General features: G+C 43.1%; 21 protein-coding genes. 11 read left to right on the top strand and 10 right to left on the bottom strand.

Going from position 1 to position 25,873, the window contains the following annotated elements; genetic code table 11:
- The first annotated feature begins 83 nt into the window (after positions 1–83).
- Genes HNP76_RS06535 through earP form a run of 4 tightly spaced genes read left to right on the top strand, consistent with a single transcriptional unit; the run spans position 84 to position 6,008 of the window.
- Positions 84–788 (top strand): JAB domain-containing protein, encoded by a 705-nt coding sequence (locus HNP76_RS06535; RefSeq protein WP_184658730.1) that lies wholly within the window; start codon positions 84–86, stop codon positions 786–788.
- A gap of 30 nt (positions 789–818) precedes the next feature.
- Positions 819–1,334: a PEGA domain-containing protein gene (locus HNP76_RS06530; protein ID WP_184658728.1), complete on the top strand. Its 516-nt coding sequence runs from the start codon at positions 819–821 to the stop codon at positions 1,332–1,334.
- Positions 1,331–4,810: a trypsin-like peptidase domain-containing protein gene (locus HNP76_RS14445; RefSeq protein ID WP_184658726.1), complete on the top strand. Its 3,480-nt coding sequence runs from the start codon at positions 1,331–1,333 to the stop codon at positions 4,808–4,810. The genes HNP76_RS06530 and HNP76_RS14445 overlap by 4 nt, the downstream gene beginning before the upstream one ends.
- Before the next feature lies 1 nt (position 4,811).
- Complete coding sequence (gene earP, locus HNP76_RS06520; RefSeq protein ID WP_184658724.1) at positions 4,812–6,008, top strand: elongation factor P maturation arginine rhamnosyltransferase EarP; 1,197 nt, start codon at positions 4,812–4,814, stop codon at positions 6,006–6,008.
- Here earP and HNP76_RS06515 read toward each other — a convergent pair.
- Positions 5,979–6,611, bottom strand: a complete 633-nt coding sequence (locus tag HNP76_RS06515; RefSeq protein WP_184658714.1) for a leucine-rich repeat domain-containing protein — start codon at positions 6,609–6,611, stop codon at positions 5,979–5,981. The genes earP and HNP76_RS06515 overlap by 30 nt on opposite strands.
- Positions 6,612–6,712: 101 nt before the next feature.
- On the opposite strand from HNP76_RS06515, the gene HNP76_RS06510 reads away from it, so the two are divergent.
- The 3 genes from HNP76_RS06510 to HNP76_RS06500 all read left to right on the top strand — a co-directional run bounded on the left by HNP76_RS06510 (position 6,713) and on the right by HNP76_RS06500 (position 9,997).
- Complete coding sequence (locus HNP76_RS06510) at positions 6,713–7,066, top strand: hypothetical protein (RefSeq protein WP_184658712.1); 354 nt, start codon at positions 6,713–6,715, stop codon at positions 7,064–7,066.
- 64 nt (positions 7,067–7,130) lie between these two features.
- Positions 7,131–9,242, top strand: coding sequence for a PP2C family protein-serine/threonine phosphatase (locus HNP76_RS14440; protein ID WP_184658710.1), 2,112 nt, complete (start codon positions 7,131–7,133; stop codon positions 9,240–9,242).
- On the top strand, positions 9,239–9,997 hold the full coding sequence (locus HNP76_RS06500; RefSeq protein ID WP_184658708.1) for an acyl-[acyl-carrier-protein] thioesterase: 759 nt from the start codon (positions 9,239–9,241) through the stop codon (positions 9,995–9,997). The genes HNP76_RS14440 and HNP76_RS06500 overlap by 4 nt, the downstream gene beginning before the upstream one ends.
- 58 nt (positions 9,998–10,055) lie before the next feature.
- On the opposite strand, the gene HNP76_RS06495 is transcribed toward HNP76_RS06500, so the two are convergent.
- A complete protein-coding gene (locus HNP76_RS06495; protein WP_184658706.1) occupies positions 10,056–10,208 on the bottom strand; it encodes a hypothetical protein in 153 nt (50 codons plus the stop codon).
- Between the two features lie 23 nt (positions 10,209–10,231).
- Here HNP76_RS06495 and HNP76_RS06490 point away from each other — a divergent pair, with 23 nt between their 5' ends.
- Together HNP76_RS06490 and HNP76_RS06485 are read left to right on the top strand one after the other, a co-directional pair.
- Positions 10,232–10,579 (top strand): hypothetical protein, encoded by a 348-nt coding sequence (locus HNP76_RS06490; RefSeq protein WP_184658705.1) that lies wholly within the window; start codon positions 10,232–10,234, stop codon positions 10,577–10,579.
- 3 nt (positions 10,580–10,582) lie between these two features.
- Positions 10,583–13,144, top strand: coding sequence for an ATP-binding protein (locus HNP76_RS06485; RefSeq protein ID WP_184658703.1), 2,562 nt, complete (start codon positions 10,583–10,585; stop codon positions 13,142–13,144).
- An 87-nt stretch (positions 13,145–13,231) separates the two neighbouring features.
- Here HNP76_RS06485 and efp read toward each other — a convergent pair whose 3' ends face one another.
- The 7 genes from efp to HNP76_RS06450 form a co-directional block, all read right to left on the bottom strand.
- Entirely contained in the window at positions 13,232–13,801 is a 570-nt protein-coding gene (gene efp, locus HNP76_RS06480; RefSeq protein WP_184658701.1) for an elongation factor P, read from the bottom strand.
- A 226-nt stretch (positions 13,802–14,027) separates the two neighbouring features.
- Positions 14,028–14,762, bottom strand: a complete 735-nt coding sequence (locus tag HNP76_RS06475; protein ID WP_184658699.1) for a hypothetical protein — start codon at positions 14,760–14,762, stop codon at positions 14,028–14,030.
- 13 nt (positions 14,763–14,775) lie between these two features.
- Positions 14,776–15,273, bottom strand: coding sequence for a hypothetical protein (locus HNP76_RS06470; RefSeq protein ID WP_184658697.1), 498 nt, complete (start codon positions 15,271–15,273; stop codon positions 14,776–14,778).
- Between the two features lie 58 nt (positions 15,274–15,331).
- Complete coding sequence (locus tag HNP76_RS06465) at positions 15,332–16,327, bottom strand: hypothetical protein (protein ID WP_184658695.1); 996 nt, start codon at positions 16,325–16,327, stop codon at positions 15,332–15,334.
- A gap of 19 nt (positions 16,328–16,346) precedes the next feature.
- Positions 16,347–18,671 carry an InlB B-repeat-containing protein gene (locus HNP76_RS06460; protein ID WP_184658693.1) on the bottom strand — a complete coding sequence of 775 codons (2,325 nt, stop codon included), beginning with the start codon at positions 18,669–18,671 and terminating at the stop codon, positions 16,347–16,349.
- Between the two features lies 1 nt (position 18,672).
- Entirely contained in the window at positions 18,673–20,214 is a 1,542-nt protein-coding gene (locus HNP76_RS06455; RefSeq protein ID WP_184658691.1) for a hypothetical protein, read from the bottom strand.
- An 18-nt stretch (positions 20,215–20,232) separates the two neighbouring features.
- Positions 20,233–22,407, bottom strand: a complete 2,175-nt coding sequence (locus HNP76_RS06450) for a putative outer membrane beta-barrel protein (protein ID WP_184658689.1) — start codon at positions 22,405–22,407, stop codon at positions 20,233–20,235.
- Between the two features lie 259 nt (positions 22,408–22,666).
- On the opposite strand from HNP76_RS06450, the gene HNP76_RS06445 reads away from it, so the two are divergent.
- Positions 22,667–23,290: an LPD3 domain-containing protein gene (locus HNP76_RS06445; protein ID WP_184658687.1), complete on the top strand. Its 624-nt coding sequence runs from the start codon at positions 22,667–22,669 to the stop codon at positions 23,288–23,290.
- 58 nt (positions 23,291–23,348) lie between these two features.
- Here the strand turns inward: HNP76_RS06445 and HNP76_RS06440 are convergent, their stop codons facing one another.
- Complete coding sequence (locus HNP76_RS06440; RefSeq protein ID WP_184658685.1) at positions 23,349–23,630, bottom strand: hypothetical protein; 282 nt, start codon at positions 23,628–23,630, stop codon at positions 23,349–23,351.
- 237 nt (positions 23,631–23,867) lie between these two features.
- Between HNP76_RS06440 and uvrB the strand changes: the two genes are divergently transcribed.
- The gene (gene uvrB / locus HNP76_RS06435; RefSeq protein WP_184658683.1) at positions 23,868–25,868 is read left to right on the top strand and encodes an excinuclease ABC subunit UvrB; all 2,001 of its coding nucleotides are present in this window, start codon (positions 23,868–23,870) and stop codon (positions 25,866–25,868) included.
- The last annotated feature ends 5 nt before the right edge of the window (positions 25,869–25,873 follow it).

Raw genomic sequence — 25,873 nt, 5'->3', positions numbered from 1 at the left:
TTTTTTGAAGAATTTTCGATTTGCATTGCCGAAAACGCAAAAATTTTTCCTATATATATAGTGAAAAAAGAGAGGACAGAAAAATGAATGATTTAATTAAATTCCCGGATTCAGCAGCCCTTGAAGAAAAACTCGAAATCCGCGAGCTGGCACTAAAGCACGGACTATCCTATCCCAGCGAGGCGGAGCTTATCATGCTTATTCTTGGAAGCGGAACAAAGGACAGGCCCATCAGGGAACTGGCAAAAGAAGTGCTTTCAATCGTAATGTCGTCCAACGATGAAAACCTGCTGGACAACCTCATGACCATAAAGGGAATGGGAAAATCCAAGGCGCTTATGATTGCGGCGGCTCTGGAATTCGGCAAAAGATGCAACAGGAATCCTCAGGCAGCCCTTTCAAGCCCGGCGGACATAGTTCCCTACATTCAGAATTACGCCATGCAGAAGCAGGAGCACTTCCTCTGCATAAGCCTGAACGGAGCCAGGGAAATAATTTCAATCCGGGTCGTCTGCACGGGATGCGGCAACATGGCTGTCATCAGTCCGGCGGAAGTTTTTTCGGAAGCGGTAAAGGAGCACGCATCGGCAGTCGTCATAAGCCACAATCACCCTTCTCAAAATCCTGAGCCCTCAAAAGAAGACCTGCATACGACGATAAGGCTTTATCAGGCGGCGGAGATTTTAGGAATTTCCCTGCTCGACCATATAATCATAACCAAAAACAGATATTTCAGTTTTCTGGAACATGACTACATGGACGAAGAAAAGCTCTTCGATTTATTGTGAGAAGATTTGTTTTGCGTTATTATAGAAGATATGAAACGAAGCATTTTTATTTTTGGTCTTATTACATTTTTGTCATTCTCCCCGCTTTTTGCCCAGCAGGTGGCAGATTCTTCACAGGCAGGAAGTGATTCACAGGACGCATTTGCAATCATTCCAAACCTGGAGCCGGAAGAAGTCAGGGATATCGAAAGTTCACGCACAAAAGTGATTTTCAAGACAAACGTTAAAAATTGCAGGATTTCCCTCAACCACGAATTCCAGGGATATTCAAAACTCAGCCTGCTTAATCTTGTCGAAGGATTCTATCTTCTTCGAGCCGACAAGGAAGGCTACGATTACCAGGAAAAATTCGTTTACGTTGAGCGGGGCAAGGAAAAGACCTTCTACATCGAACTTGAGCCCAACGAAGAAACAAAAAAGAAGCTTGAGGCAAGGGCAAATGCCCAGTCAGAGGCAAAAGCTACTTCTCAGGCAGAAGAGCCAAAAGCAGAGGCTGAGCCGGAAGTTTCAACAGCAGCCGACCAGTCAATCGGAGACATTCAATGAAGCTTTATTCACGCTCACAGCTAATAAAAACAGCCCTGATCGGGGCTGCTGCAGGAGCAATATTTTCAACTTTCGGTCATCTTTCTTTAAGCCGCCAAAAGCCCCAGGAAAAGACTGAGGAAGCAACATCCCAGGCAGAAGTTTCTGAGACCAAGGCAGCCGCCGAGGAAGTTTCAGAGATTATCTCAAGCGCAGACTCTCCTTCCTCACATTTTATCGAAGAAAAGCCTGTCCAGGTGGCAAAAACTTACGACTCACCCTACACCCAGGACGAGCAGCAGAACATTTCAGTCTACGAAAAGTGTAACGAAGCCGTCGTAAACATCACAACCCAGGTTATGGGAATCAACTGGTTCTTGGAACCAGTCGTTCAGGAAGGCGGCTCGGGTTCCGGCTCAATCATCGATAAACGGGGCTACGTCGTCACAAACGTACACGTCATTTCAAACGCAAGCAAAATCAACATCTCCCTTTACGACGGCACTTCTTACGAGGGAATCGTCATCGGAAAGGACGTTGAAAGCGACATCGCCGTAATCAAATTCAATCCGCCGGATAACGTTACCCTCAAGACAATTGATTTCGGAAACTCAAACAACCTCAAGGTCGGACAGAAGGTAATCGCAATCGGAAACCCCTTCGCCCTTGAGCGCACCATGACAACCGGCATCATTTCAGGTCTCGGCCGCCCGATTCAGGAAAGCACAAACGTCATCATCCGCAACATGATTCAGACTGACGCCGCAATCAATCCGGGCAACTCAGGCGGACCCCTTCTCGACACAAACGGCAAGATGGTCGGAATCAACACGATGATTATCTCAAACTCAGGCAGTTCTGCAGGAATCGGCTTTGCAGTTCCTGTAAGCACGGCCCGCCGCGTTGTAGACGACCTCATCAAATACCGAAAAGTCAACCGCGGAGTCCTCAAAATCGCTCCGGTTCAGATGACTTCATCAATCGCCCGCTACGCAGGTCTTTCAATCAACTACGGAATTCTTGTCAGCGAAGTAGAGCGCGGATCATCAACCGAAAAATCAGGAATCCTAGGCGGAACTGAGCAGGTCCAGTACGGAAGCCGCTTCAACCCGACTACGATTTACCTGGGCGGAGACATCATCACCGGAATCGACAACATCACTGTAAGAACTTACGCAGACTACACAAGCGCTTTGGAATCAAAACGCCCGGGCGACACGGTTACGGTCACAGTCTTCCGCGAAGGTGAATTCAAAAAAAATCAAAGTTACCCTCGATGGAAAGGACTCCAGCCAAAACCGCAGCTCAGCTTCCCTTTCAGACATGCAGGAATCTTCATTATAAAGATGCCACTTAAGAAAAAACTCTGTCTCACCACTTCAATCATCCTCTCCCTCTGTGCTTTTTCTGCACATGCCCGCAAAGTCACTTTCCCTGTGAACGGACTTATGATGTCGGTAAAGGAGCCGGTTCCAGTCGATTTGGAGTGGGATGAAAATACTTTTGTCACAAGCAATCCCCATGCCTACAACCACCAGATTGCCCGCCTTTCAGCAATGCTTTCTACGATTTCCTATGTCCACGTCGACGAAAATCCTGATTCAAACGAAATGCTGAAAAGCTACGAAGTTCTGGGCTTCAAAAAAAGCAACATCTACTGGAACTACAATCTGGACTACAAGAACCACGTTGATAAGGACAATCAGGCCGCCTACAGTTTTGCCTTCAAGGACATTCAGACTGCGGCCGGCACAAAAAAACTCGTATTCCTTATAATCCGCGGCACCCCCCTCAGTGCAAACGAATGGCACTCAAACATCAACATCAGCAATTCGTCAAAGGAAAACGTAGTGATTCACGAGGGCTTTCTTTCAACCTGCGAAATCATAAAAGCCGATTTTTACAGGTTCCTGGAAGAAAACTCAATTTCAAAAGAAGACTCATATTTTCTGATTACAGGTCACAGCCGGGGAGCTGCCATTGCAAACCTTCTGGGAGCCATTTTTTACGACGAGCAGGAAATCACAAGCAATAAAGTTTTCGTCTACACCTTCGCAAGCCCGAACGTAAGTCAGGACAAGCGCACTTCCGACGAAAAATACAACTTCATCTGGAACATAGTAAATGCAGAGGACGCCGTTCCTTCAGTTCCGCCCAACCGGGGCAAGTGGCAGTGGAAAAAATTCGGCCAGACCCGCTACATCGTAAATTACTGGAACTGCGACCTTGAAAAATACTCCGGGGACTACCTTCCCCGCATGAACGAATACTACAAAAAGCTGCTTTTCAGGGATTACGCCCCCTTCAAGACAGGACCATTTCTGCCGGTTCAGGCTGCCAGAGTCCTCACAGGCGTTTTCAGCGATGTCGGCAACTATTACGGTCGCGGACTTCACTTTTTTGCTGGCGTTGGCCTGGACTTTGCCTTTCCAAACGAACCAAAAGACAGAAAAGCAGCAAAAGAATCAGAAGAAAAGAAACTTCCTCTGCTTCTCCGCCCCTTCCGCTACAACATAAACAAGCACTACGACCACGGATTTGAATACCTGATAGATGCGGCTGTCGACATGCATGCCTGTGAATCATATCTTTCCTGGATGCTGGCCTTGAACGAGGACGAAGTTTTCGCCACTCTCGGCAGCTCGGAAATCGTAATCGGCGGTGCAATCGACTGTGCCATTTACGACAATGAGGGCAAACTGCTTGCAAAAGTCATAAACGGAGCGCCGGACTTTTTCACAATCAATGCGCCGGCTGTCGTAATGCAGCTTCCATACCACAATGTCCTGGGCTTCCCTGCAAACCAGAGCCTCAACGTGATTGTTCACAAGGACAGCCTTATCCGCACGGGAGCCAGCTACACAATCGAGCAGTACGACGTCAGCGGAAAGCTTTTAAGCACAAGCGAAAAATCAAAACTCAAGCCGTCCTGGTCACGTTCATTAAAATTTGAAGTGGGGCCCAAGACTCTGAATGAAAGCGAGCTTGACTGCGAGGAACTTTCCAGAAAAGAAGCAAAGGAACTTGTAAAAAAATTCGGCCTCAACGAAAATTTCAAATTCATGATTGAGCCTGAAATTTCCCTTTCTTTCGACAGAATCCTCAACGCTGGCGTCAGAATCGGAGCCCCGGTCTTCTACGGAACGGCACTCGGCGAAATCCACTCGACAAAATCTTTCGGACTTGCAGGCGGAATCGGCCACCAGCACATAATTTACGGCCGTGTCCTCTTCGACACAGAGCTTTTCGCCCGCTGCGTCTGGACAAAAGTCGACGGCGAGAGGGAATTCGACTTTGTTCCACAGGCTCGCCTCTCTCTGGCCTACAAGCCTCTCAGAAGAGGTCATTATTTTATGTCGGCAACCTTCGACATGCACATCGAGGGCTACAACGACGCGGCTTTTTCAAGCACGGCAAGAAAAACGCGTTTCGGCACAATCAGACTGGGCGAAAAAACAGAGCTGCAGCCGGCAATTTCAATCGGAGCAAGGTACTAAAATGTGCGACAAAAACAAAATCATGATTTTATGCAAGGTCGTTGACAATTTCGGCGACATCGGAGTCGTTTACCGCCTGGCCCGCGCCCTCTCAGACCTGAGAGCCGGCCTTGAACTCACTCTGATCGTAAGCAACCTCGAAAGTTTTCACAAAATGGCAAGCCAGATTGATCCCGAAAAGACGGTTCAGGATTTCAAATACAAAAATTCCACCTGGAAAATCATAGACTGGAACCTTACGCAATCACCAGTCAGCACTGAGGACTTTTCAATTATCCTGGAGTGCTTTCAGTGCGGTCGTCCCGACTGGCTTGAGGACCTTCTTTTTGCAGACGATTTTACACGCACGGTTCAGATTATCCAGATTGACTACCTCACGGCCGAAGATTACGCCGACGAGTTCCATCTTTTAAAAAGCGGCACCAGAAAGGCAAACATCAAGAAGGTCTTTTTCATGCCGGGCTTCACGGACAAAACGGCAGGGCTCATCATCAATAAAATAGAAGATTTTACGGGGGCTTCGGCTTCGCCGTCGGGCCTTACGCCCTTCGCTAACGCTCATAGCCTTACGGCTACTTCGGGGCTTCATACCCTAGCCCGCTCAGAATTTAAGATTTTCTTCTTTGCCTACGAAGACGACTGCACATCCGTCGTAAAGGGAATAGCTGACTTTCAGGAAAAGATGCGGGAGAGAAAGCCGGATTTTTCAGTCACGGTCTTTGCCGCAGAGGGAAAATCATGCGCTCCCTTTGAGGAAAGCTGGAAAAAGGCTGGCACGCCTTTCAAACTGGAAAAAGTTCCCTTCATGCAGCAGGAAGAATTCGACTATTTCATCACTCAGATGGACTTTCTTTTTGTCCGCGGAGAAGATTCCCTTGCACGCGCCGCCCTTACAGGTCTTCCATACATCTGGCAGGCTTACAAGCAGGACGAAAACTACCAGCTGGTAAAGGTAAATGCCCTTATCGAGCGAATGCGGCCATATTTTGCTCCCCAGGACTTTTCTCCAGTCGAAGGATTCTGGCAGAATTACAATGACTATGAAAAGGCGACGGAATCAGAAGCCCTCACGCAAATGCTTTGTGACTCAGCCAATCAGAAAAACACCGGCGGATTTAAGGATTTTGCGAGAAAACTCCACGAAAACGGAAACCTGGCAGAAGCTCTTTTAAACTACATTGGCACGCTGAGCATCTGAAACCTTTTGCAGCTCAAAATTCCTGTAGGGACTTGACGGCAGCGTAAAGCGGTAGGGATTGTCCTCGGCGTTGTTGACGTTTGAAACAGGCACAATATCGCCGTTTTCCTTTTTGAAATACCAGCCTGAAGGATCGGTAAATTCGAGGACGACCAGCTTTTCACATCCGTCAAAGGCCTTGGCTCCGATTTTTTGTACGCTGGCCGGAATCGAAATGTGCTCAAGATTCTTGCAGCCGGCAAAAGCCTGATTATTGATGGAAGTAATGTTCTGCGGGAAGTTTATGCTGATTAAATTCTGGTTGTCCTTGAAGGGGCTGTCATAAACTTTGTTGAGTTCCCTAACGGAAGACAAATCCAGAGAAACCAAAACTCCGCTATCACGGATTATGCGGGCGATATTGTGAATCGCCATGTTGCCGACAGTTCCATTGGCAATGACATTGACTTCGCTTTTGTGGGGGAGCATATGCAGGGCAGTTTCGAAATCAGCTACCTGAACAGTATTGTCACCATTTGTAACTTCTACGACTGATGCTGAAAACGAAGACGCTTCATCACCTTCATGGGAAATTACAATCATAAGACGTGAAAATTTTCGCATAGGCTCCTCTCCTCTTGGCAATAATTTAATATTCATTATAGCATATATTCAGTATATTTCAAGATTATTTCTTTCAGATTGTCCGATAATATAATATGTTTTTGAAAAAACTCCTTTTCACTTCAATTTTCCTCATTATCGCCTCACTTTCCTTTGCCTGGGAAAAAGTTCAGGTCGTGCTTCCTTTTAAAAGCGGCGGAGAACTTTACACAAGCTTTTACTGCTTTAACGATCTGGCCGAGGGCAAGAAAATCGCCCAGGAAATTTTCAAAGTAAAAAGATTTGACGAGCTTGCAAAAGGAGAAAAGGAAAAAATGATTCCGGTTCCGCTGGGAACAAGGGTGGGCTACTACGACATGGCGATTTTCTGCTATGGAGAGGAATTCTGGCTTTTCGAAAACAGGAACGGATTTTTATGGGGCCGGGGAATGCTTCTGGCCAAGCCGCGAAAATAAGAATATCTTAATATTTCCTAAAAATTCAATTTAGATTTTGGAGATTCCATGATATAATTTTTACGTGCAAAAAAATAAGATTCTGTTTTTAACATTTTCTTTTTTTATCCTCTTCCTTTCATCCTGTGTAAGCCCTAAAAAGCAGATTCAGTCGCAGGAAATCCTTAATTTAAAAGACCGCCTCTACTGGGCAGAATGTGACAGAAACAGCACTATCGAAGACGTTGAATCACGCCGCTTCCACAAATTCAGCACGGACGGAATCGGAAACATACAGAAAGTCATAAAACCCGGTCAGGAATATATCTGGCTCATGATGGTCTTTCCGGTTCCAGAAAATCTCCGTCACAAATCCCTTGCCCTTCTCATAACCTACCTTCATTTCGCGGACAAAGTCTGGGTAAACGGCAGCTATGTCGGAGGCTACGGCCAGTTCCCGCCCAACGAGCGCAGCGTTCTCTGGGGCACCCATTTCTATTCCATTCCGGCTTCCGTCCTCAATTCAGTGGGCCGCAACGTGATATTCATAAAAGTCTACTGCAAGGGTGTCAGCGGCATTTCAGACACAATCCTTTTGGGCGAACACGACAAAATCGCCTCGATAAACACCTTCCTCAGCTTCTTTCAGTCAACAATCTATCTTTTTGCGGAAGGCGGCATGCTTTTTACAACAATCCTCTTCCTTTTGATTTTCTTGTGGCGCAAAAAAGAGCGGGCCTACCTTTCATTTTCATGCCTCTGCATCGCATCAATGCTTTTTACGCTTCCATTCTTTTCGCCCAATCTTCCCCTTCTCTCCAGCAATCAGATTTCCTTCCTCTTTTTTATAAAATCAACCATGTGCGAAGGACTCTATCTGATTGTATTCTCGCTCGCAACTCTGACAATCCAGTTCATCAAGGGCAGCGAAACAAAAATTTACCGAATCGTAAGGCTTTCAATCCTCGGCTTCTGTTCACTGATAACCTTCTGTGCACCGGATTACGGATTTCTTGAACTCATCTGCCCCCTCATGCTCAGTCTTTCCGGCCTTCAGCTTTTTCTGGGCTTTCTCTTCGTGGTCAAAAAAAAGCAGAGCAAGGAAGAACGGAAGAATTTCAGGATTCTCATATCAGTCCTGATTCCACTTTCAGTTTCAATCATCATCGACTTCATCATCAAGGGCTTTTTCCAGAAAATCGACATTCCCTACATCACGCTTTTCGGCTGGCAGCTTTCAATCCTCTGCTTCCTCATCCTGCTCAGTACCAGATACAACCGGGCCGTCTCGCAAAACGAATACCTCAACATCAATCTCCGCAAGGAAATTGACCGGCAGACTCTGGAACTTTCAAACAAAAACAGCGAGCTTGAGCAGCAGATTTTCCGCGCCCAGACCGATTTGGAAATGGCCTCCCTCGTTCAAAAGAAATTCTTCCCCTATCCGCCTCAAAAACTCCGGGGCTGGGATATTTCCGTCAGCTACAGTCCCCTGGACAAAGTTTCAGGCGACATGTACGACTTTTATGTAAAGGATAACACACTCAACGGCTTCTCATTATTTGACGTTTCAGGTCACGGCATTGCGGCCAGCCTCGTCACCATGCTGGCAAAGAACATAATCTTCCAGTCCTTCATGCGAAATATGCAGAAGAACGAGACAGTTTCCCGCACCCTCTACGAAATCAACGATGAAATCATCGAGGCAAAGGGCGGAATCGAAAATTACCTCACAGGCCTCATGTTCCGCTTCAAGCCATTCAACGAAAAGGACGTCTGCAAGGTCGAAATGGCAAACGCAGGCCACCCAAATCCATTTCTCTATTCAGCGGAAGACGGAATCTGCGACGAAATCAAATCGGGCAGCAATGTAGACCACCACGGAGCAATCGGCCTCGACTTCATCACGGTTTCCTTCCCCCAAATCAGCTTTAAAATGGCCGAAAACGACATTCTTCTATTTTATACGGACGGCCTCACGGAAAGCCGCAACACATCAAACGAAATGTTCGGCAAGGAGAGGGTCAAAAACATAATCCGCTCGAGCTATGCAAAAGATTCCCAGGGCATCATGGAAGACATAATCAGCGCCTTCAATGACTTCACGAAAGGGGTCAAACGTGACGATGATATTACGATAGTTATCCTAAAACGCGAAAATTCTTATAATTTTGTCGAGGAGTTAATGGAAATATGACAGCACAAAAACAATGGTATGATGACGATGGAATCACCTTCCACTCAGAGCATAAAGTTCAGTTCTCACAGAGCGATTCAAACAAAAGAATGAGCCTCTACGACCTTCTTCGTGTCAGCAGCGACATGGCAGTCGAAGATTACGCACAGAGGGGCATGGACAGGGACACACTCACCCAGCACGGCTATGCGATTCTGGTCTCAAGGACGGCATTCAGATTCCACAGGATGCCCAAGGAAAACGAAAACTATGTCTTTACAACATATGAGGAAAAGGCAGAGCCCCTTCAGCTTGTCCGAGCCTACGAATTCACCACGCCAGAGGGCCAGCCTTTAATCACAGGAATCTCTTCATGGCTTTTGGTTGATCCGGTCCTCCACAGAATCATTCCGACCAAAAAATTTGACATGAGGAAGCCAGTGGAATCACAAAAAGAGCACGACTGTCTCAAATATGGCAAGATTCAAATCCCGGAAGACCTGGAAAAATGGGACGAAAGAATCATAAAATACTCGGACATCGACGGAAACAACCATGTAAACAATGCACGTTACGGCGCATTCGTTGCAGATTCAATTCCGGCTGATTTTCGCACGACAACATTCACTGATTTCAGGCTCAACTACGCAAAAGAAGCAAAACTTGGTCAAAAGCTTGAAATTTTTGGCAAAATCAACGAATCAGAAAAGAAGCTCACAATCGTAGGCAAAACCGAAGAAGGAGTTTCTTTTGAAAGCGAATTATTTTATTCCTGAGGATTTTAGGCATCAATGAAGAGAAAGATTTTTTTTCTGGCCTTTTTTTTGATTTTCTCTACAAGCCCTTTTTTTGCTCAACCAGGCGGAGGAAGGGGGCCTTCTGGTCATGGCTGGCCCGGCGGGCCCGGCGGCTCACATTCTCCGTCAGGTCCGGGGGCAGGTCGAGGCGGGCACAGCGCACCAATAAATCCCGGCAATCTGAACACAAGCGGCACATACTCTTTCAACGGAATGCGTTTACCCAGCAAGCACGATCCGTTTCAAGTCGTGCATATCGAAACAACCTCCGAAATCATTCTCATAACTTTCAACATTCCTATAAATCCATCGACCTGCAAACGTGAGAATATTTTTATAAATGGAAAGGAACTCGATGAATCTTCGGATTTCCGCTACAACAAAACCGGTAAAATTCTCGAAATCAAAACAAAATTATCAGTCGGAACGAAATTCACTCTGGAATTCAAAAATTTAAAGTCCTATGATCAGGAAGAGCTGAAAATCAAAAAATTCGGCTCTCTTTTACCATGGACATCAAAAGAATATTCATGCAAAACATCTGCACCCCAAGGAGACTAGCGCATGAGATCCCTCGCACAAAAAACAGCCATCAAATTCTCATTCTTTCTTGCGCTTATGGAGCTGGCACTTGCCGCGCACTTTGTTTACATCGTTGATTTAAATGCACGCAGAACAAAGGATAATGAAATCCACACGGCCCTTGTTTCAATTCTGGACGCACTTAAAGGTGAAAATTCGCTTTATGCCGCCGAATCAAAACTTCCTTACTATATCACATACAGCATTTACGATGGTGAGACAAAAGAAATTCTTGCGACAAACGGGCCATTAATTCCAATTCTCCCCGAAGCAGAAGAAAAACCCAGAATTTATCAGAAAAAATCATTTTATACGGACGGTGACTTAAATGTCGTTTATCAAACCCATAAAATCAAAAAAGGAAATACAACTTACGTAATTCAAGTTTCAAATTCCATTGACCGTGACAAGATGGCAAATATTTTCAATTTTATGACACCGAAATCACTGGCACTGGGATTTATTCCGCTCCTTATAATCTCGTATTTCACTTCATTTTTTATCGCCAAACGAACGCTAAGGCCAATCGTAAAAATGACAAAGGCCGCTGCCAGCATTTCCACCTCAAATCTTGATGCCCTGCTCTCGGTCAGTTCAAAACATGACGAGCTTGATTCACTTGCACACACGTTCAATGATCTTTTCCGCCGTTTAAAGCAAGATTTTATAGCGTTAAATTCAGCGAATCAGGCAAAATCCAGTTTTTTGAGCAATATGAGCCATGAAATCCGAACTCCAATCAACGCAATTCTTGGTCTTGACGAAATGATTACACGAGAAAGCACGGAGCCGCAGATTCAGTCTTATGCGAGGGACATCCAATCCAGCGGCAAATCGCTTCTTTCTATAATTAACGACATTCTTGACTTCTCAAAAATAGAAGCCGGCAAAATGGAAATTATTCCAGTCGATTATGATTTATGCACGACAATTATCGACCTGGTGAACATGGTTTCGGGAAGAGCCGAAAAAAAGGGGCTTGATTTCATCATCAACATTGACAAATCCATGCCCCACAAGCTCAACGGCGATGAAACACGAATCAAACAATGTATTCTCAATATTCTCACGAATGCAATCAAATATACGCCAAAAGGTTCTGTCACGATGAACATCGGCTTTGAAAGAGCAGGAGAAAACAAAATCAACCTTTGGGCGCAGGTAATCGACACAGGAATCGGTATCAAGCAGGAAGACATCAAAAAACTTTTTGACCCGTTCGAACGAATTGAAGAAAGACGAAACAGGACAATCGAAGGAACAGGTTTGGGCATGAATATTGTCAAAAACCTTTTGCAGGAGATGGGTTCCAAACTCGACGTTAAAAGTGAATACGGCAAGGGAAGTGATTTTTCTTTCAAAGTGACTCAGGAAGTCCTCGACTGGGATGAGATTGGCACATACGAAGAAATTAAAGAAAAAGTTGAGGAAGAAGCCGGAGCCTACAAAGAAAGCTTTCAGGCTCCGGATGCAAGGATTCTCGTTGTTGACGATACACCGCTCAATCTTACTGTAATAAAAGGGCTTTTACGCAGCACAAGGATTCAAGTTGAAACTGCAGAAAGTGGATTCGATGCGCTTAAAATGGCCCGGGAAAAGCAGTACGACGTTATCCTGATTGACCACCGCATGCCGAAAATGGACGGAATTGAAATGCTGCACGTCCTCCGGGGCGAAGATACCAGCATAAACCGCCTCACCACCTGCATTGCCCTCACGGCAAACGCAATTTCAGGCGCCAGGGAAATGTATCTTGAAGCGGGATTCGAAGACTATCTTTCAAAGCCTGTTGAAGCCAGCAAGCTTGAGGAAACGCTGGTACGCTATCTGCCGGCAGAAAAAATCCTCCACTCAGGACAGGAAGGCTACATCGAAAAAGACAATTCATGGAACGGAGTCGAAAGGCGCAAAAACGTAACGGCCAGCAAAGAAATTCATCTGGCCCTGGACCTCTGGAAAAATCTTTTCGGACTGGATATTTACTCAGCAATCCACAATTGCAGCACAGGAGAAATATTCCTGGACGCCAGCAGGAACTTCTATGACGCCATCGAAGAAAAAGCCGCTTTAATCGAAGAATATCAGAATACAGAAAAATGGAATGACTACACGGTCCTTGTTCACGCCCTCAAAAGCAGCGCCCGCCTGATTGGAGCAATGGAACTTTCCGAGCAGGCCGCCTTCCTGGAAAAATGCGGAGACGAGGCAAAAATCGGAGATCAGGAAGCCCTGGCATTAATCAAGGAAAAAACTCCCCAGCTTCTTGAGCTTTACAAGAGCTACCATAAAAAGCTCGCATCCCTTCTGGGCATCCCGCAAAGTCCACAGGAAGACACCCGCCCGCAAATCGAGCCAGCAAAACTGGAAGAAGCCCTTTCAGCATTAAAGGAAGTGGTAAGCGTATTTGATTTTGACACTGCCGACGCAATCATGGAAGAACTAGAAAAATACTCAATGCCGGCCGAATACAAAGACCGTTACGAAAAAATAAGAAAAGCAGTGCAGGCAGTAGACAAAGTTGAAATTATGAAATTATTAGCTTAAATATCAAGTTTAGATTCACTAGATAAAATAAAAAAAAGACGGTCTCCCGTCGAAGACCGTCTTTTTCGTGCCAACAAAAGCTGTTTATTAGTCTTTTGCGCGTTCTACGAATGAACCGTCACGTGTATCGATTACGATGCGGTCATCTGTGTTACAGAACAATGGAACTTTAACTTCCATGCCTGTGTCGAGAGTAGCTGGTTTTGTTGATTTACCAGATGTATCGCCTTTAACACCTGGCTCACAGTATGTGATTGTGCGTGTTACCTGAATTGGCAAGCGAACACCAACCGGCTTCTCGTTGTAGTATGTGATTTTTACTTCGTAGTCATCATCCGGAGAGATGTAACCAGCGTTGTCGCCGAGGTAGTCCTTCTCCAAAGTGATGTCATCGAAAGTTTCCTGATCCATGAAGTGGTAGTCGTTTCCGTCGATGTAAGAAAGTTTTACGTTCTTTTCAACGAGCTCAACTTCCTCAAATTTTTCGCCAGCATCAAGACCCAAGTCCTGAGTTCCGCCTGTGACAATGTTAGCAACGCGGAGTTTTGTAACCATGCCCTGGCGACCAGACTTCTGACCGAGCATCTTCTGAACGATGAGTGGAGCACCTTCATACATGAAAGCTGTTCCGACTTTGATTTCGTTTGTCATCAACATAATATGTTACCTCAAAAAATAAAGCTTTATGAGAATATTTTAGTGTATTTTCGGGAGATATTCAACAGTTAGCAAAAGACAGGGAAAAACATGGCGCCAATCCACTGGCTACGCCCTTCCGCAGCTTGCTAACGCGCGGTCGCTATGCGACTGGCTTCGCCACTGCTACACGGCGGGGGCGGAGAGTGGTGGGAGAAAAATATGTTTTACGCTAAGATTAGAAATATCAATCTTTATCTATACCATAGTACATATCAAAAACTTCGTCTTTTATATCTTCAAACAATGGCAACCCCAATTTTTTCAATTCCGCAACAACTTGCTGACCTCGCAATGATTTCAAAGCATCTGAAAAAAAAGCAATAATTCCAGCCGCAGTTGTTTGTTGTTCCATTATACTTTTTGTTTTTAAAACACTATTTCGAATATCATCAGAAAGCTTTTCAGATTTTAGAGTTATATTTGTTGTATTGTCGAGGATATAACTTAACATTTTGTCCTTTTCAGGTTTATGAAGTTCATACAACAGTTCTGACATATCTGAACCAAGTTCGAATGCAGCTTTATCCAAAGATTTTTTCCATGCACGATATGTCTCAATATCATAATCCCAATATTCTGGATGAGCCACTTCATTACGAATCGAGATAATAGAAACTTTGTTTCTGCGATTTACGAAAAGATTGAAATTGTCAAGATTAAAGAAATTAGAATCGGATTTTTCGCGAAACAAATTCCAGTTTTCCTTTAAAAGTTCCAATAAGTAATAACTGTCAATTTCATAGAGATGATTCCATTCTTTTTTGAAAACTTTCTTTTTTTGTAAAAATGAATCTACATAATAATCACGCCAATCTACTTGATTTAATTGAGAAAACTCAGTTTCGAGCAAATTGCCTAATTTTGGCGTTATAGCATACAGTTTTTCGTAAGTATCCTGTAAAATTCTGATTGATTCCATATTTTGACCTCGCTTATTTGTTTTTTATACAAAATGGACAAAGTCGTATTTCTTTTTTTGTCAATTCGGCATTTTTTACAGCGATTTCTTGCGTTGGATAAATATTTATTATAGCGTTATCTAATTTTATCTCACTATGTTTCCATAACTGACCACAGTTTGATATATGAATATGAGCATAAGATTTTTTACGAACTACATATTTCCAACCTGTCAAAATTACAGATTTATCCATTTCATCTTTACTAACAAAATCTTCTGTTTTTACATTCTGAAATTTTTTAGTAAAATACATTTTGAAAGATGTTGAATCGACAACACCACCAACATAGTATTTCCCATATTTTACAGATTTCATTGCGTTACAGATATTTGCAGAATCATGATTTTCACACAATTCTGCAACGCAAGGCCATTTACGAATGTCTGCAACCGATAAAATAATTTCATCTTCTACATAATTGGAAATAAAATCTTCAATGAATGAAATAATTTGCTCTTTTTTGCTCATTTTTTTTCTCCAATATCATTCTCAATTAATCGTAAGATCAATCAGTAACTTCTGTCTTTTACAGTTTGCAAATCTCAGCCCTAACATCATTTTCAATAATATCGGTAATCGCTTTGCGTACTTTCATATCAACAAAGTTTTCGGCTTCCTTAAAGCCTGAAATTTGTTCGGCTGTCTTACTGAATGAAAAAATTGATTCATTGCTGTTCCTTACATCGATTGAAACCGATGGTTGTACAACTATGGTGTCTGAAAAAACAGCCTTTTCAGCTTGAATTGTTACTAAGATAGAATATGAATATTCTGAATTTTTGCGACTGTAGCCTGCATCTGAAATAACCTTTTCTACCAATGCTTTATATGCTTTTCCATCACTGTTTATGATGACTTTCATAGAAATATTCAACTTGGTACTTGCTATTTTTTCATCAATACCTGCAATTACGGAAATATCTTTTTCATATTTTTCATATCCAGACTTATAAAGTATCAAAGAAAAATCGAGCACATCGGAATATTCTTGTCCTGCAATTTTGCTTTCATTAAACAAGGCAATTTTCTTAAATGGGTCTTTTTCATTTAGGGCAGAATTGTAAAACGAATAGAAGCGTTTTTGAGCCGAAATGATTGTACTTTCGTAATTTGAAAAAGCTTCTTTTCTGTTCAGATATGCACAATCATAATATTGCTTATCGCCGAAACTCCTCCAACTTTGGGTATGCTGAACCCCGGCAAGCGTAATTTGAGATTTTACAGTAATTTCACGGTCAATTGATTCTCTGTTTTCTCCCGTGTTAACAAGCGTTTGATGCGCTTTTGTGACTGAATTGATTTCGTGAGTAAAATATGCAGCAAGATTCGCTTCTGCAAGAGTTCTTGCAAGTTCTTCTGTGCTTGCATGAGCGATGCCTGTCACATATTCTTTATGCGGAAAAAACTGCTCGATTGTGTACGAATCTACCCACAAAGGTTTCTCGTATTTTGGAATAGAAGAACATGAAACGAAAAGAGAAAAAAGAAGACTCGCACAAACGATCAAAGCAGATTTTTTCACAGCACACTTTCCAGAATAATTATTTTCGCCATGTAATGCCGCTCAGAACAGGCCAGCCGTCTGTGCCAGCCAACCATGTGCCGTAAGAGTTCGCAGAAGCCCATGCGTTTAAGACTTCAAGAAGAGTGCCAGTATAATCAAGCGTAGTGCTACCATAAGCAGAAATCTGGTCTGTGGCAAGTTTGAATGTGCCTACAGAGCCTCCTACACCAGAGGCAGTAGCCCCGCTGCTGCTAATGAAGTAGTTGCAGCTCTGATATTTTGCAGAAGCTTCGGATGAATAACCGATGCCCCGCAGATAGATGCTGGTACCAGTACCGTCTACAGTTCCATAGAAAGCATTGTTCTTTGCATACGCATATTGATTAATAGATGATGATGTCGATGTTGTAACTTCACTATATCCAAAAATACCACCAGTATATGAAGTTGTGCTTGCTTTTCCTTTAATTGCCCCAGATGAAATATTGTTGTTAATCGAGCTGTAGTAGTTGTTGTAGTAGTTGTAGTAGTAGTAATAGATTCGACCTGCAATACCACCTGCGTAGCATGTAGCAGAAGAAGTAACCGTTACATCGCCATAGTTTTCACAATTAGAGGCAGATCCACACAACATATAGCCACTTATGCCACCGGCATTACAAATTGAAGCAGAAGTGCCCGTGATGTTGCCATAGTTTACACATTTCAAATTTGATGCAAATTTATCGTCATATCCGCAGATACCTCCAACATTTAGCGCGTATGAAGCCGTCATGTTTGCAGTAACAGGACTGTAATTTGCGCAGTTTGTCACATATTCATAACTGTAATTACTTGAATCAGAGAATGATCCTTCTGCATATCCAACAACGCCTCCACAACCGTACTCGGAACCACTACCCATAGTTGCGTTGATTTCAACTTTGTTAGCACAATTTTTTAATTCTGCCTGCGCAATTTTTCCAACAACCCCACCAACATAATAACCATTTGTTACTTTCATGTAGCCCTGTACGCTCACATTTTTTACGACGGCGCTTGAACCGCTTACATAGCCAAACAACCCTGCATACGAACATGAAGAATTAATATACAAGCCTTTTACGGTGTGGTTTGCACCATCGAAATTTCCTTCGAAGGCTTTGCTTGCACCACCAATCGGCTTCCACTGAATGTACGAAGCAGAGGCATCCGTTACAGTAGAGCCATAGTTTAAGTCGATGTCCGCACCAAGCTTAATGTAGTTTCCGCTATAGCTTGTGCCGTTGTTTACCATGTAGGCAAAATCTGCAAGCTGCTGGCTTGTTGTAATGATATAAGGATTGTTCAGAGTTCCTTCGCCAGTCCATGTTAAGGTTGGTTCTGCAGTTGGATATGACCAGTCATGGCTGACACCCTCAGTAGATTTTTCAACTTTTGCATAAAAAGTCACATTATCAGTGTAATCACCTGCATTCCAGCTTTTTATTTCGGTGTCCGAAAAATCACTTTTGGTATACCAGCCACCAAAAGCTGTTCCGTTCGTAAAATTGGCCGCCACAGGCAATGTCACACCTTGACTTGAATTAAAACTTGAAGGAGCTGTAAATCCTTCTGCCCATGAAAGTCCGTTCAGCACATAAGTTATGCTATACACTGTGTTAAGGTTCTCTATATTAATCACTGTTGAAGACTCGCAACCTTTTGCTACATTCACGATTTCCCGCCAGTAACCGATTTGCATTGTTTTTACTGAGTCCTGATACAAATAGAAAACAAGCAGATAAGAACCTGATGGAATATTTGTGTCAGTAAATGTTACTTTCTGTAAACTGTCAGAATGTTCAGCTGGCGTAAGAGTTTTAAGAGCAAAGTCAGCGTTTTCGCTTCCGTCTATGTTACATAGTTGTGCCGTTGCAGCAACAACCTGAGAAGTTTTTGCAAAAGTTAACGTTACATTTGCACCGCCAGTTCCTGTAGCATAGTCAAAAGTCACTCCGGTGAAAGTAAATGTAAGAGTTGATGAAGATGAGCTTATGTTCTGGTTAGGTAGCGTCGCTGTTGCAATTTTTACAGAATCTGCATAGGCATCGAGCGAAAAAGACCAAGTTCCACCTTCAAGCCAAAGTGTCTGGCTCTGTAAATCAGCCGCAGATTTGTTTGAAATTAAGACGCGGCTTTCCCCAGAATGAATGCCTGTGAGAGTGTATGTCGCATTCAAAAATCCCGAAGGCATAACCGTCCGCGCAAGTTCTATGTTAAGCTGTACGCGTACACCAGATTCATTTTCGTCCGTCTCTTTTTCTGCGACAGGCGAACAGCCTAAAAGCAATGCACTTATTAAAAGTGCTACAACTAGAAAAAATCGTTTTTTAATATTCATGCTATGCTCCTTTCTTTTGAATATATTTATATGCTGAATAATAAATTCCATCTTTTACAGCAGTAACCGTGACAAAATGCCAGCCAGTTTCACGAGATACAAGCTCAATTATTGCTGTATTTGCATTTCCAGTGATTGCAACTCCATCAAGTGTCCATGCGTAACTTTCAAATCCACTTGAAGCCGTAAGCGAAACTTCGCTAGCAGAGTTTTCAGAATTTATGGAAAGTAAAACTGAATTTTCTGCAAAATCAAAGTGTATTTTTCCTGTCTGTATATCCGCGATTCCAGCAGAAGTTTTTTTCTGTATCTGCATGGCCGCTGAATAATACACTCCGTCATTTGCATGAGCAGTAACGGTTATGACATGCCAGCCAGCTGACAACTGTGCAAAAGCCACAGTTTCCGTATTTGCATTCCCAGAGAGAGATACACCGTCAACCGTCCATGCATAACCATCTAAACCATTTGTAGCGGTAAGTATAATCTGACTAGCAGAAGTCTTAGCCGTTATGGAAAGAGCATCAGTATTTTTTGCAAAGCCAATGCCTATCGCCCCCAGTTGCACATCAGTAGCTCCGGTCGAGCCTGTCTTCTGAACCTGCATACTTGCTGAATAATAAAATCCGTCACTTGTACTGGCTGTAACAGTTATGTTGTGCCAGCCAATCGATAATTCTTCAAAAACCAGACTTGCAGTATTGCCACTTCCAGAAATCAGTGAGCCGTCTAAAGTCCATGAGTAAGACTCAAAACCGCTGGTAGCCGTAAATGAAACAGACTTTGCACCCGCAAGAGATGTAACGGAAAAGCTCTTGCGGCTTTCAGAATCCAAGACAGTCGTAATTCCAGAGCACAGTATTTCTGGCTCAACAGTTGTTTGCTTTTCAATTTGAGCATTTGCAGAGTAATAAATTCCAGCCTCATTCTTTGCAATCACAGTTACAATGTGAGTACCAGCAGTCAGCGTAGATAAATCAATAACAGCAGAACTTTCACTTTCTGCCAGCACAGCAGCATCCAGCATCCATGCATACGAACTAAAGCCCTTCGTTGCAGTAAATGAAAATAAATTTCCTTCATTTGTATACGACATGGAAATACTTTCGGAGTCACTTCTGTCAAAATTGGTTGTTACACCAGAGCCAACCGGTCTTTTTTCACTCATGACCTGAAAATATGTCGAAGCAGAAAAATAATTTCCGTCTGCATCACAGGTAATAACCGTAGCAAGATGCCAGCCGCCTTCCAAGTTATCATATTTTATTGAAATTTCATTTTCACTTCCTGCAACTGATTTTTCGTCTACAGTCCATGAATATGAGGTAAAGCCTGTACTGGCAGTCAGCTTAACACTGTCATTGCCAGTCACAGTAGCAAGCGATATATCATCGGCGGCAGAAAAAGAAACAACCGAAATACCTTTTATCCTGGCATTGAAACTCTCCGAAAGATTCTCGGCGGCACTAAATTTTTCATTAAGAAAGGCGGCACAAGAAACAAAAATCATTGGAATAAAAATCAAAACAATTTTCTTAATCATTTTTCGCTCTCCTCCTTTCTAAAAATTTATACCAACCCGCAAGCCATAATTATCCACAAAACCACAGCCATAGTTGTAAGTTAAGGCATAAAATGCGCCAACCGTCAGATTCTTTGTAATATAGTAATCTGCACCACCACCAAGGCTTGCACAAAATCCAGATGGAAGTTTAACATCATCCGCACCATCATTTAAATCTGCAGTAGTAAAATAGTAACCGGCTCCCATTTCAACATACGGTCTGACACGAAAAACAGTAACGGATACGCCGCCAAGTGCCATAAATGAAATAAGTCTGCCTTTTTCAAAATTAACAGAATAGTCATCTGCATATTTTGCTCCAAACACACTCATGCCAGCGCCTGCGAACAAGAATTTGTCTCCCCAAAAAGCAGAAAGCCTGCTTCCTGCCTGCCAGTCGTATAAAAAGGATTTTGCAAATGTACCGTCTAAAAAGACACCTTTTCGCGGCTTTTGATTTTGCAGAAAATGCTTTCCCTGTGCAGAAGAACGCAAGAGGTTCTTACCACTACGATAAATCGTTTGTGAATTTTCAACTTTTGTTATTGTAAATGTAGTGAAATTTGCCTTATATTTATTCAGTTTTTCATCATACTGCACATGCAAAGAAAGCGTTGCATACAAATAGGGAACTGCAGCCCTAAAATATAAATCAGCCCATTCAACATTGTCTCTATATCTATTGTATGAATCTACATCGGTGCCCCGAGGAATTTTCTTACCAGTCATGTCGGTATATCGAATCTGAATATTAGGCATATCTTTATAAGGCGATAATAGAAGAGGAATGGATGAAAAATCTGTTTTCGTGTGAACAGTCCAGCTTTCTTCCTGGGCATCATATTCATCAATGTACAGCTGAATATGATTTTCACTGCGGCTGATTGATGTAAAGGTAAATTCAGTCGCCTCAAGTTCCGAAAGCGAGCGGGCAAAGGCTTCTTCATAAGATGCCAATACTTTTTTTACACCCGCTCGAATTTCGTTTTCCGCCAAGAGTTTTCGCTCATCCCATTTTTTTGCTATTTGTGCAAGTTCAGCCTTTCGGAATTCCTTTGCCGCATCAGTAGGTTTTCCTTCTGACAAATCAGCTTTTCTCCAGCCTTCCCTATTTTTAGCTGCTGTTTCCTTACGTTTTTCACTGTCATAATATGCATTGCTTTCTGCAACAGATAATTCAACCTGCTTTTTTATAGTTTTCAAATTTTCCCTATCAGCTTCTATAAGTTCAATTCGCTTTTTTAAAGAGAGCGACCTTACACTTGCTTTTAAAATTTCACTTCGCCTGTTTTCAAGTATTGAAAGTCTCTTTTCAAAATCCAGTCGTTGTTTTTCAGAGAGTTCGTTTATTTCAGCCTGTCGTTTACGCAACTCTTCTGCTTCACTACGCCTGTTTCTTTCAGACTCTTCAAGAACTGACTTTTTACGTTCCGCCATTTCAATCTTCAAACGCAGTGTTCGTTCTGCACTTTCATTTTTTATGCGTTCTTCCGCTGTAAGAGCTTCTTTTTGCAATAAATCCAGCTGTTTTTTCAAATCAAGTGCCCGAGTTTCATATTCTGCTATGTATTTCCTGAAATTTTCTTCAGAATCAGCCTCATGCAAAAGCTGTGTTTTTATGTTAAAAGGCAGAGGCGAAATATAACCTCGCTTACTCAAACTGTCCAAAACAGAAAAACTAAGGGCATCAGTCTCTTTGTCAATTTGCTCCAAAGAAAAAAGTGCAGATTCTTTTGCAAAAAGTATAGTAAGATGCTCGATATCGCTGGCTTTATATGAAAGTTTCCATGAGCCATTAAATTTTACAAGTGAAAAATCGATGATTATATCGGCTTTTGCGCCTGCGTCGATTGCATAGGCAGACTGTACTGAGGCTAAGCCTACGCTCGCTTCTATTTGAGATTTTTTCTGAACCTCTCTGAGTGCATTATCGTTTGATTCAGTCCTTACTACTATTTCGTCAACAAGTGTTAGGTTTCCAATGAACATTTGCAATGCGGAACGAGCATACAGTTGTTCGGTAGAAGTAAGTTTGCCGTATTGTATAGAATTTTCTGAAATTAAGAGCACTATGCCTTTTTCTTCTGCAAAAATCATCGAAAATGGAAGCAGAAGAATAATGAAAAGGTATCGCTTTACTTTATCCAAAAAGTAAAAAATATGTTCAGCCATAAAAGCGATTCTCCTAAATCAAGTAATGACTTTATTAAGTCTATTTTACACTTAATAAAGTCTCTTAACAAGTAAAACAATACTTAATTAACTATATTTTTTACATGAGCTTTTTGGAGAATCTTCGTGATGTTCTTGATTTTCGTAGTATACAGACAAAGGAATTAGCAGCAAAAAATCAGACTTCGACTCTATCCGCAGCATCGTAAAATCTCTGGCAAATTGAAAATATCTTCACAATCGTGTATACTAAACACAAATGAAAGAGATATACAAAAATCACATCTTAAAAGAAGAGTGGTTTGACGGACACCACAAAGTTTTTTGGATAGATCTTGATACAGGCATTAAAATCGCTGATGCTAATGAAGTTTATAAAATATCATACGAAGAATACTTACTTCGCAAAGAATGCAGAGCCGCACTTTTGACTTCAGTATCAAATTTATTTGGAAAAGTTTTCACAAATGCAAGTACAAATATGAAAGCTCGCTTTTCAAAGAATACTGCAAGTAAAATTTCTTCTGATAAAGCAATAACAAAATCCGTGGTAAATGGATTTTCCGTGCAAGAACATTTTGAAGCAGCAGAAAATTTGAAAGGAATTTTTGAGACTGCAGATTTCATTGGAACCTTTTCTGATACGAAAAACGATCCGAACATAGTAGCAATTCATCGTTTTCAAAAAGAGATTGAACTGTCAAATGGAAAAAAATGCGTAGCCTATCTTACATTAAAAGAAGTAAAACTTGGAGGAACAAGGATTTATACGCAGGAGTTGCTGCTAAATAAATATCCCCAGCACGAAGCCGGGGAAGTTATGAGCCGTGGCTTAATAAAAAGCGAATCAACTGCATACAAATGCAGTCCACGAACCACATAGAATATACCACACCAATACCAGAAAGTCAATTTTTGGCTTAAAATCACCCCGAATTTTTTCACCCAAACAACGCCGCGAAGGCTGCCTTTGCCTGGTCGGATTTGCTTTTTGAGTTTTCGACTTCTCCGGCTTCGATTTTTGCTGGTGAGAAATAATCGCAGAAATTTGCGCGGTCTTTGTCCTTTACGAGTTCGTCGATTGTTTCGTGGCAGTCGTAATGGCTTCCAGGGGAATAGAATTGACAGTTTATGCAGGAATGTAAGTCTGCGCCGCAGAATTCACATGTTGACGATCGGCTTATTGAAATTTGAGTTATTGTTTTTCCACACTTTTTACACATGATTTCAGTATAAGGCAGCTTTCCGAAAAACACCAATAAAATCGAAAAGCGGGGTTTGGGGCTTACCCTACGAGCACAGCTCTTCGGGAGACTCGCTCAAAATCTGTCTCACAGGTTTTGCCAGCTAACGCCGTCGCTCCCTAGGGGGACGAGTTTTCTGAACTTCTAGTGAAAATAGAACAGAAAACTCGCTAGCGAAGCGATGACTTCCCCCTTCGTACATGCTATACTGTCCTCATGCGTAAATTCCAAGTCGTAAGCCCTTACCAGCCTTCGGGCGACCAGGGGGAAGCAATTGAAAAACTTAGCGCGGGATTTTTGAAAGGTGACCGCTTTCAGACTTTGAAAGGCGTTACCGGCTCTGGAAAAACTTTTACGATGGCGAAAATCATCGAAAAGGTTCAGCGGCCCACGCTCATCATCAGCCACAACAAGACTCTTTCGGCCCAGCTTTTCCGGGAATTCAAGTCTTTTTTTCCTAACAATGCCGTCGAGTATTTTGTTTCCTATTACGACTACTATCAGCCGGAAGCTTATGTTCCTGCCCGCGACCTTTACATCGAAAAGGACGCTTCCATCAATGACGAAATCGATAAGCTCCGTCTTGCCGCAACTTACTCCCTCATGGAAAGGCGCGATGTAATTGTCGTTGCGACTGTCAGCTGCATCTACGGTCTGGGTATGCCGGACTTGTACAAGGACATGCGCGTTCACATCGAAAAGGGCGAGATTCTTGATTTGCGAAAGTTTGAGCGGGATCTGGCTTCGATTCAGTACCAGAGGAATGACATGGTTTTGGACCGGGGAAATTTCCGTGTGCGCGGGGACGTAATCGAAGTTTATCCGCCTTACATGGAGACCGACACCGCCTACCGAATCGAGCTTGATTTTGATGAAGTTGCCCGCATTTCCAGATTCAATGTCTTAAACCGCGCAACCGAAGAAGAACTTGATGAAATGCAGTTTTATCCGGCAAAGCACTTCGTCGTTCCCCACGAAACCCTTGTGAGCGCGACCGAGCGTATTCAAAAAGAACTTGAAGAACGGGTTGAAACCTTGCAGGCAGCAGGAAAGATGATTGAAGCCGAACGGCTCAAAACGCGAACCACCTACGATATTGAAATGATGAAGGAAATGGGCTACTGCTCGGGAATCGAAAACTACTCAGGTCCGATTTCAGGCAGAAAGACCGGCGAACCGCCGGCAACCCTTCTCCACTACTTCCCTGATGATTTTCTCTGCCTGATCGACGAGGCTCATGTCACCGTTCCCCAGATTGGAGCCATGTACGAGGGCGACCGCAGCCGTAAGCAGAACCTTATTGACTTTGGCTTCCGTCTTCCGAGTGCCCTGGACAACCGCCCCCTTAAAGCTGACGAGTTCTGGAAGAAGATGAACCAGGTCATTTATGTTACGGCAACTCCGCGAGTCGAAGAAATCAAGCAGTCAACTCAGGTCGTTGAGCAGATTATCCGTCCGACAGGCCTTCTTGACCCGATTATCGACGTGCGCCCGAGCGAAGGTCAGATGGAAGACATTTACAAGGAAGTCAAGGCGCGTATTGAAAAAGGTGAGCGCAGCCTGATTCTGACTTTGACAAAGAAAATGGCCGAGGATTTGACCGACTATCTTCTCGGGCTCAACCTCAAGGTCAAATACATTCACTCCGAAATCGACACTTTTGAGCGCGTTGAGATTTTGAAGTCGCTCCGAGTTGGCGAAATCGATGTTCTGATTGGTATCAACTTGCTCAGGGAAGGAATTGACCTTCCTGAAGTCAGCTTTATCGCGATTCTTGATGCCGACAAAATCGGCTTCCTGCGTTCAACGACGAGCTTGATTCAGATTGTAGGACGAGCAGCCCGAAACGAAAACGGCATGGTCGTAATGTACGCCGACAACCTCACGCCAGCAATCAAGGAAACTGTTTCCGAGACAAAACGCCGCCGTGAAATCCAGCAGAAATACAACGAAGAGCACGGAATCACACCGCACACGGTTTCAAAGGCCGTTCAGGACATCTTAGTCCGACAGCAGGCAAATGCCGAGGAAGAAGCCGAAATCGAGCTAGGCGTTTTAAAAAAGAGCGCAAACCTCTTCGACCCGAAGCAGCGTAAAAAGCTGATTGATGCTTTGAAGAAGCAGATGAGCGACTACGCCGACCGCCTCGAATATGAGCAGGCAGCTGCAGTACGAGATCAGATTCAGGAAATTGAAAGAACGTATGGCGGGAAGTAAATCAA

It is taken from the genome of Treponema ruminis (genome assembly GCF_014201975.1).
In the GTDB taxonomy this organism is placed as follows: Bacteria; Spirochaetota; Spirochaetia; order Treponematales; family Treponemataceae; genus Treponema_D; species Treponema_D ruminis.
This window is presented reverse-complemented; position numbering and strand designations above follow the sequence as displayed.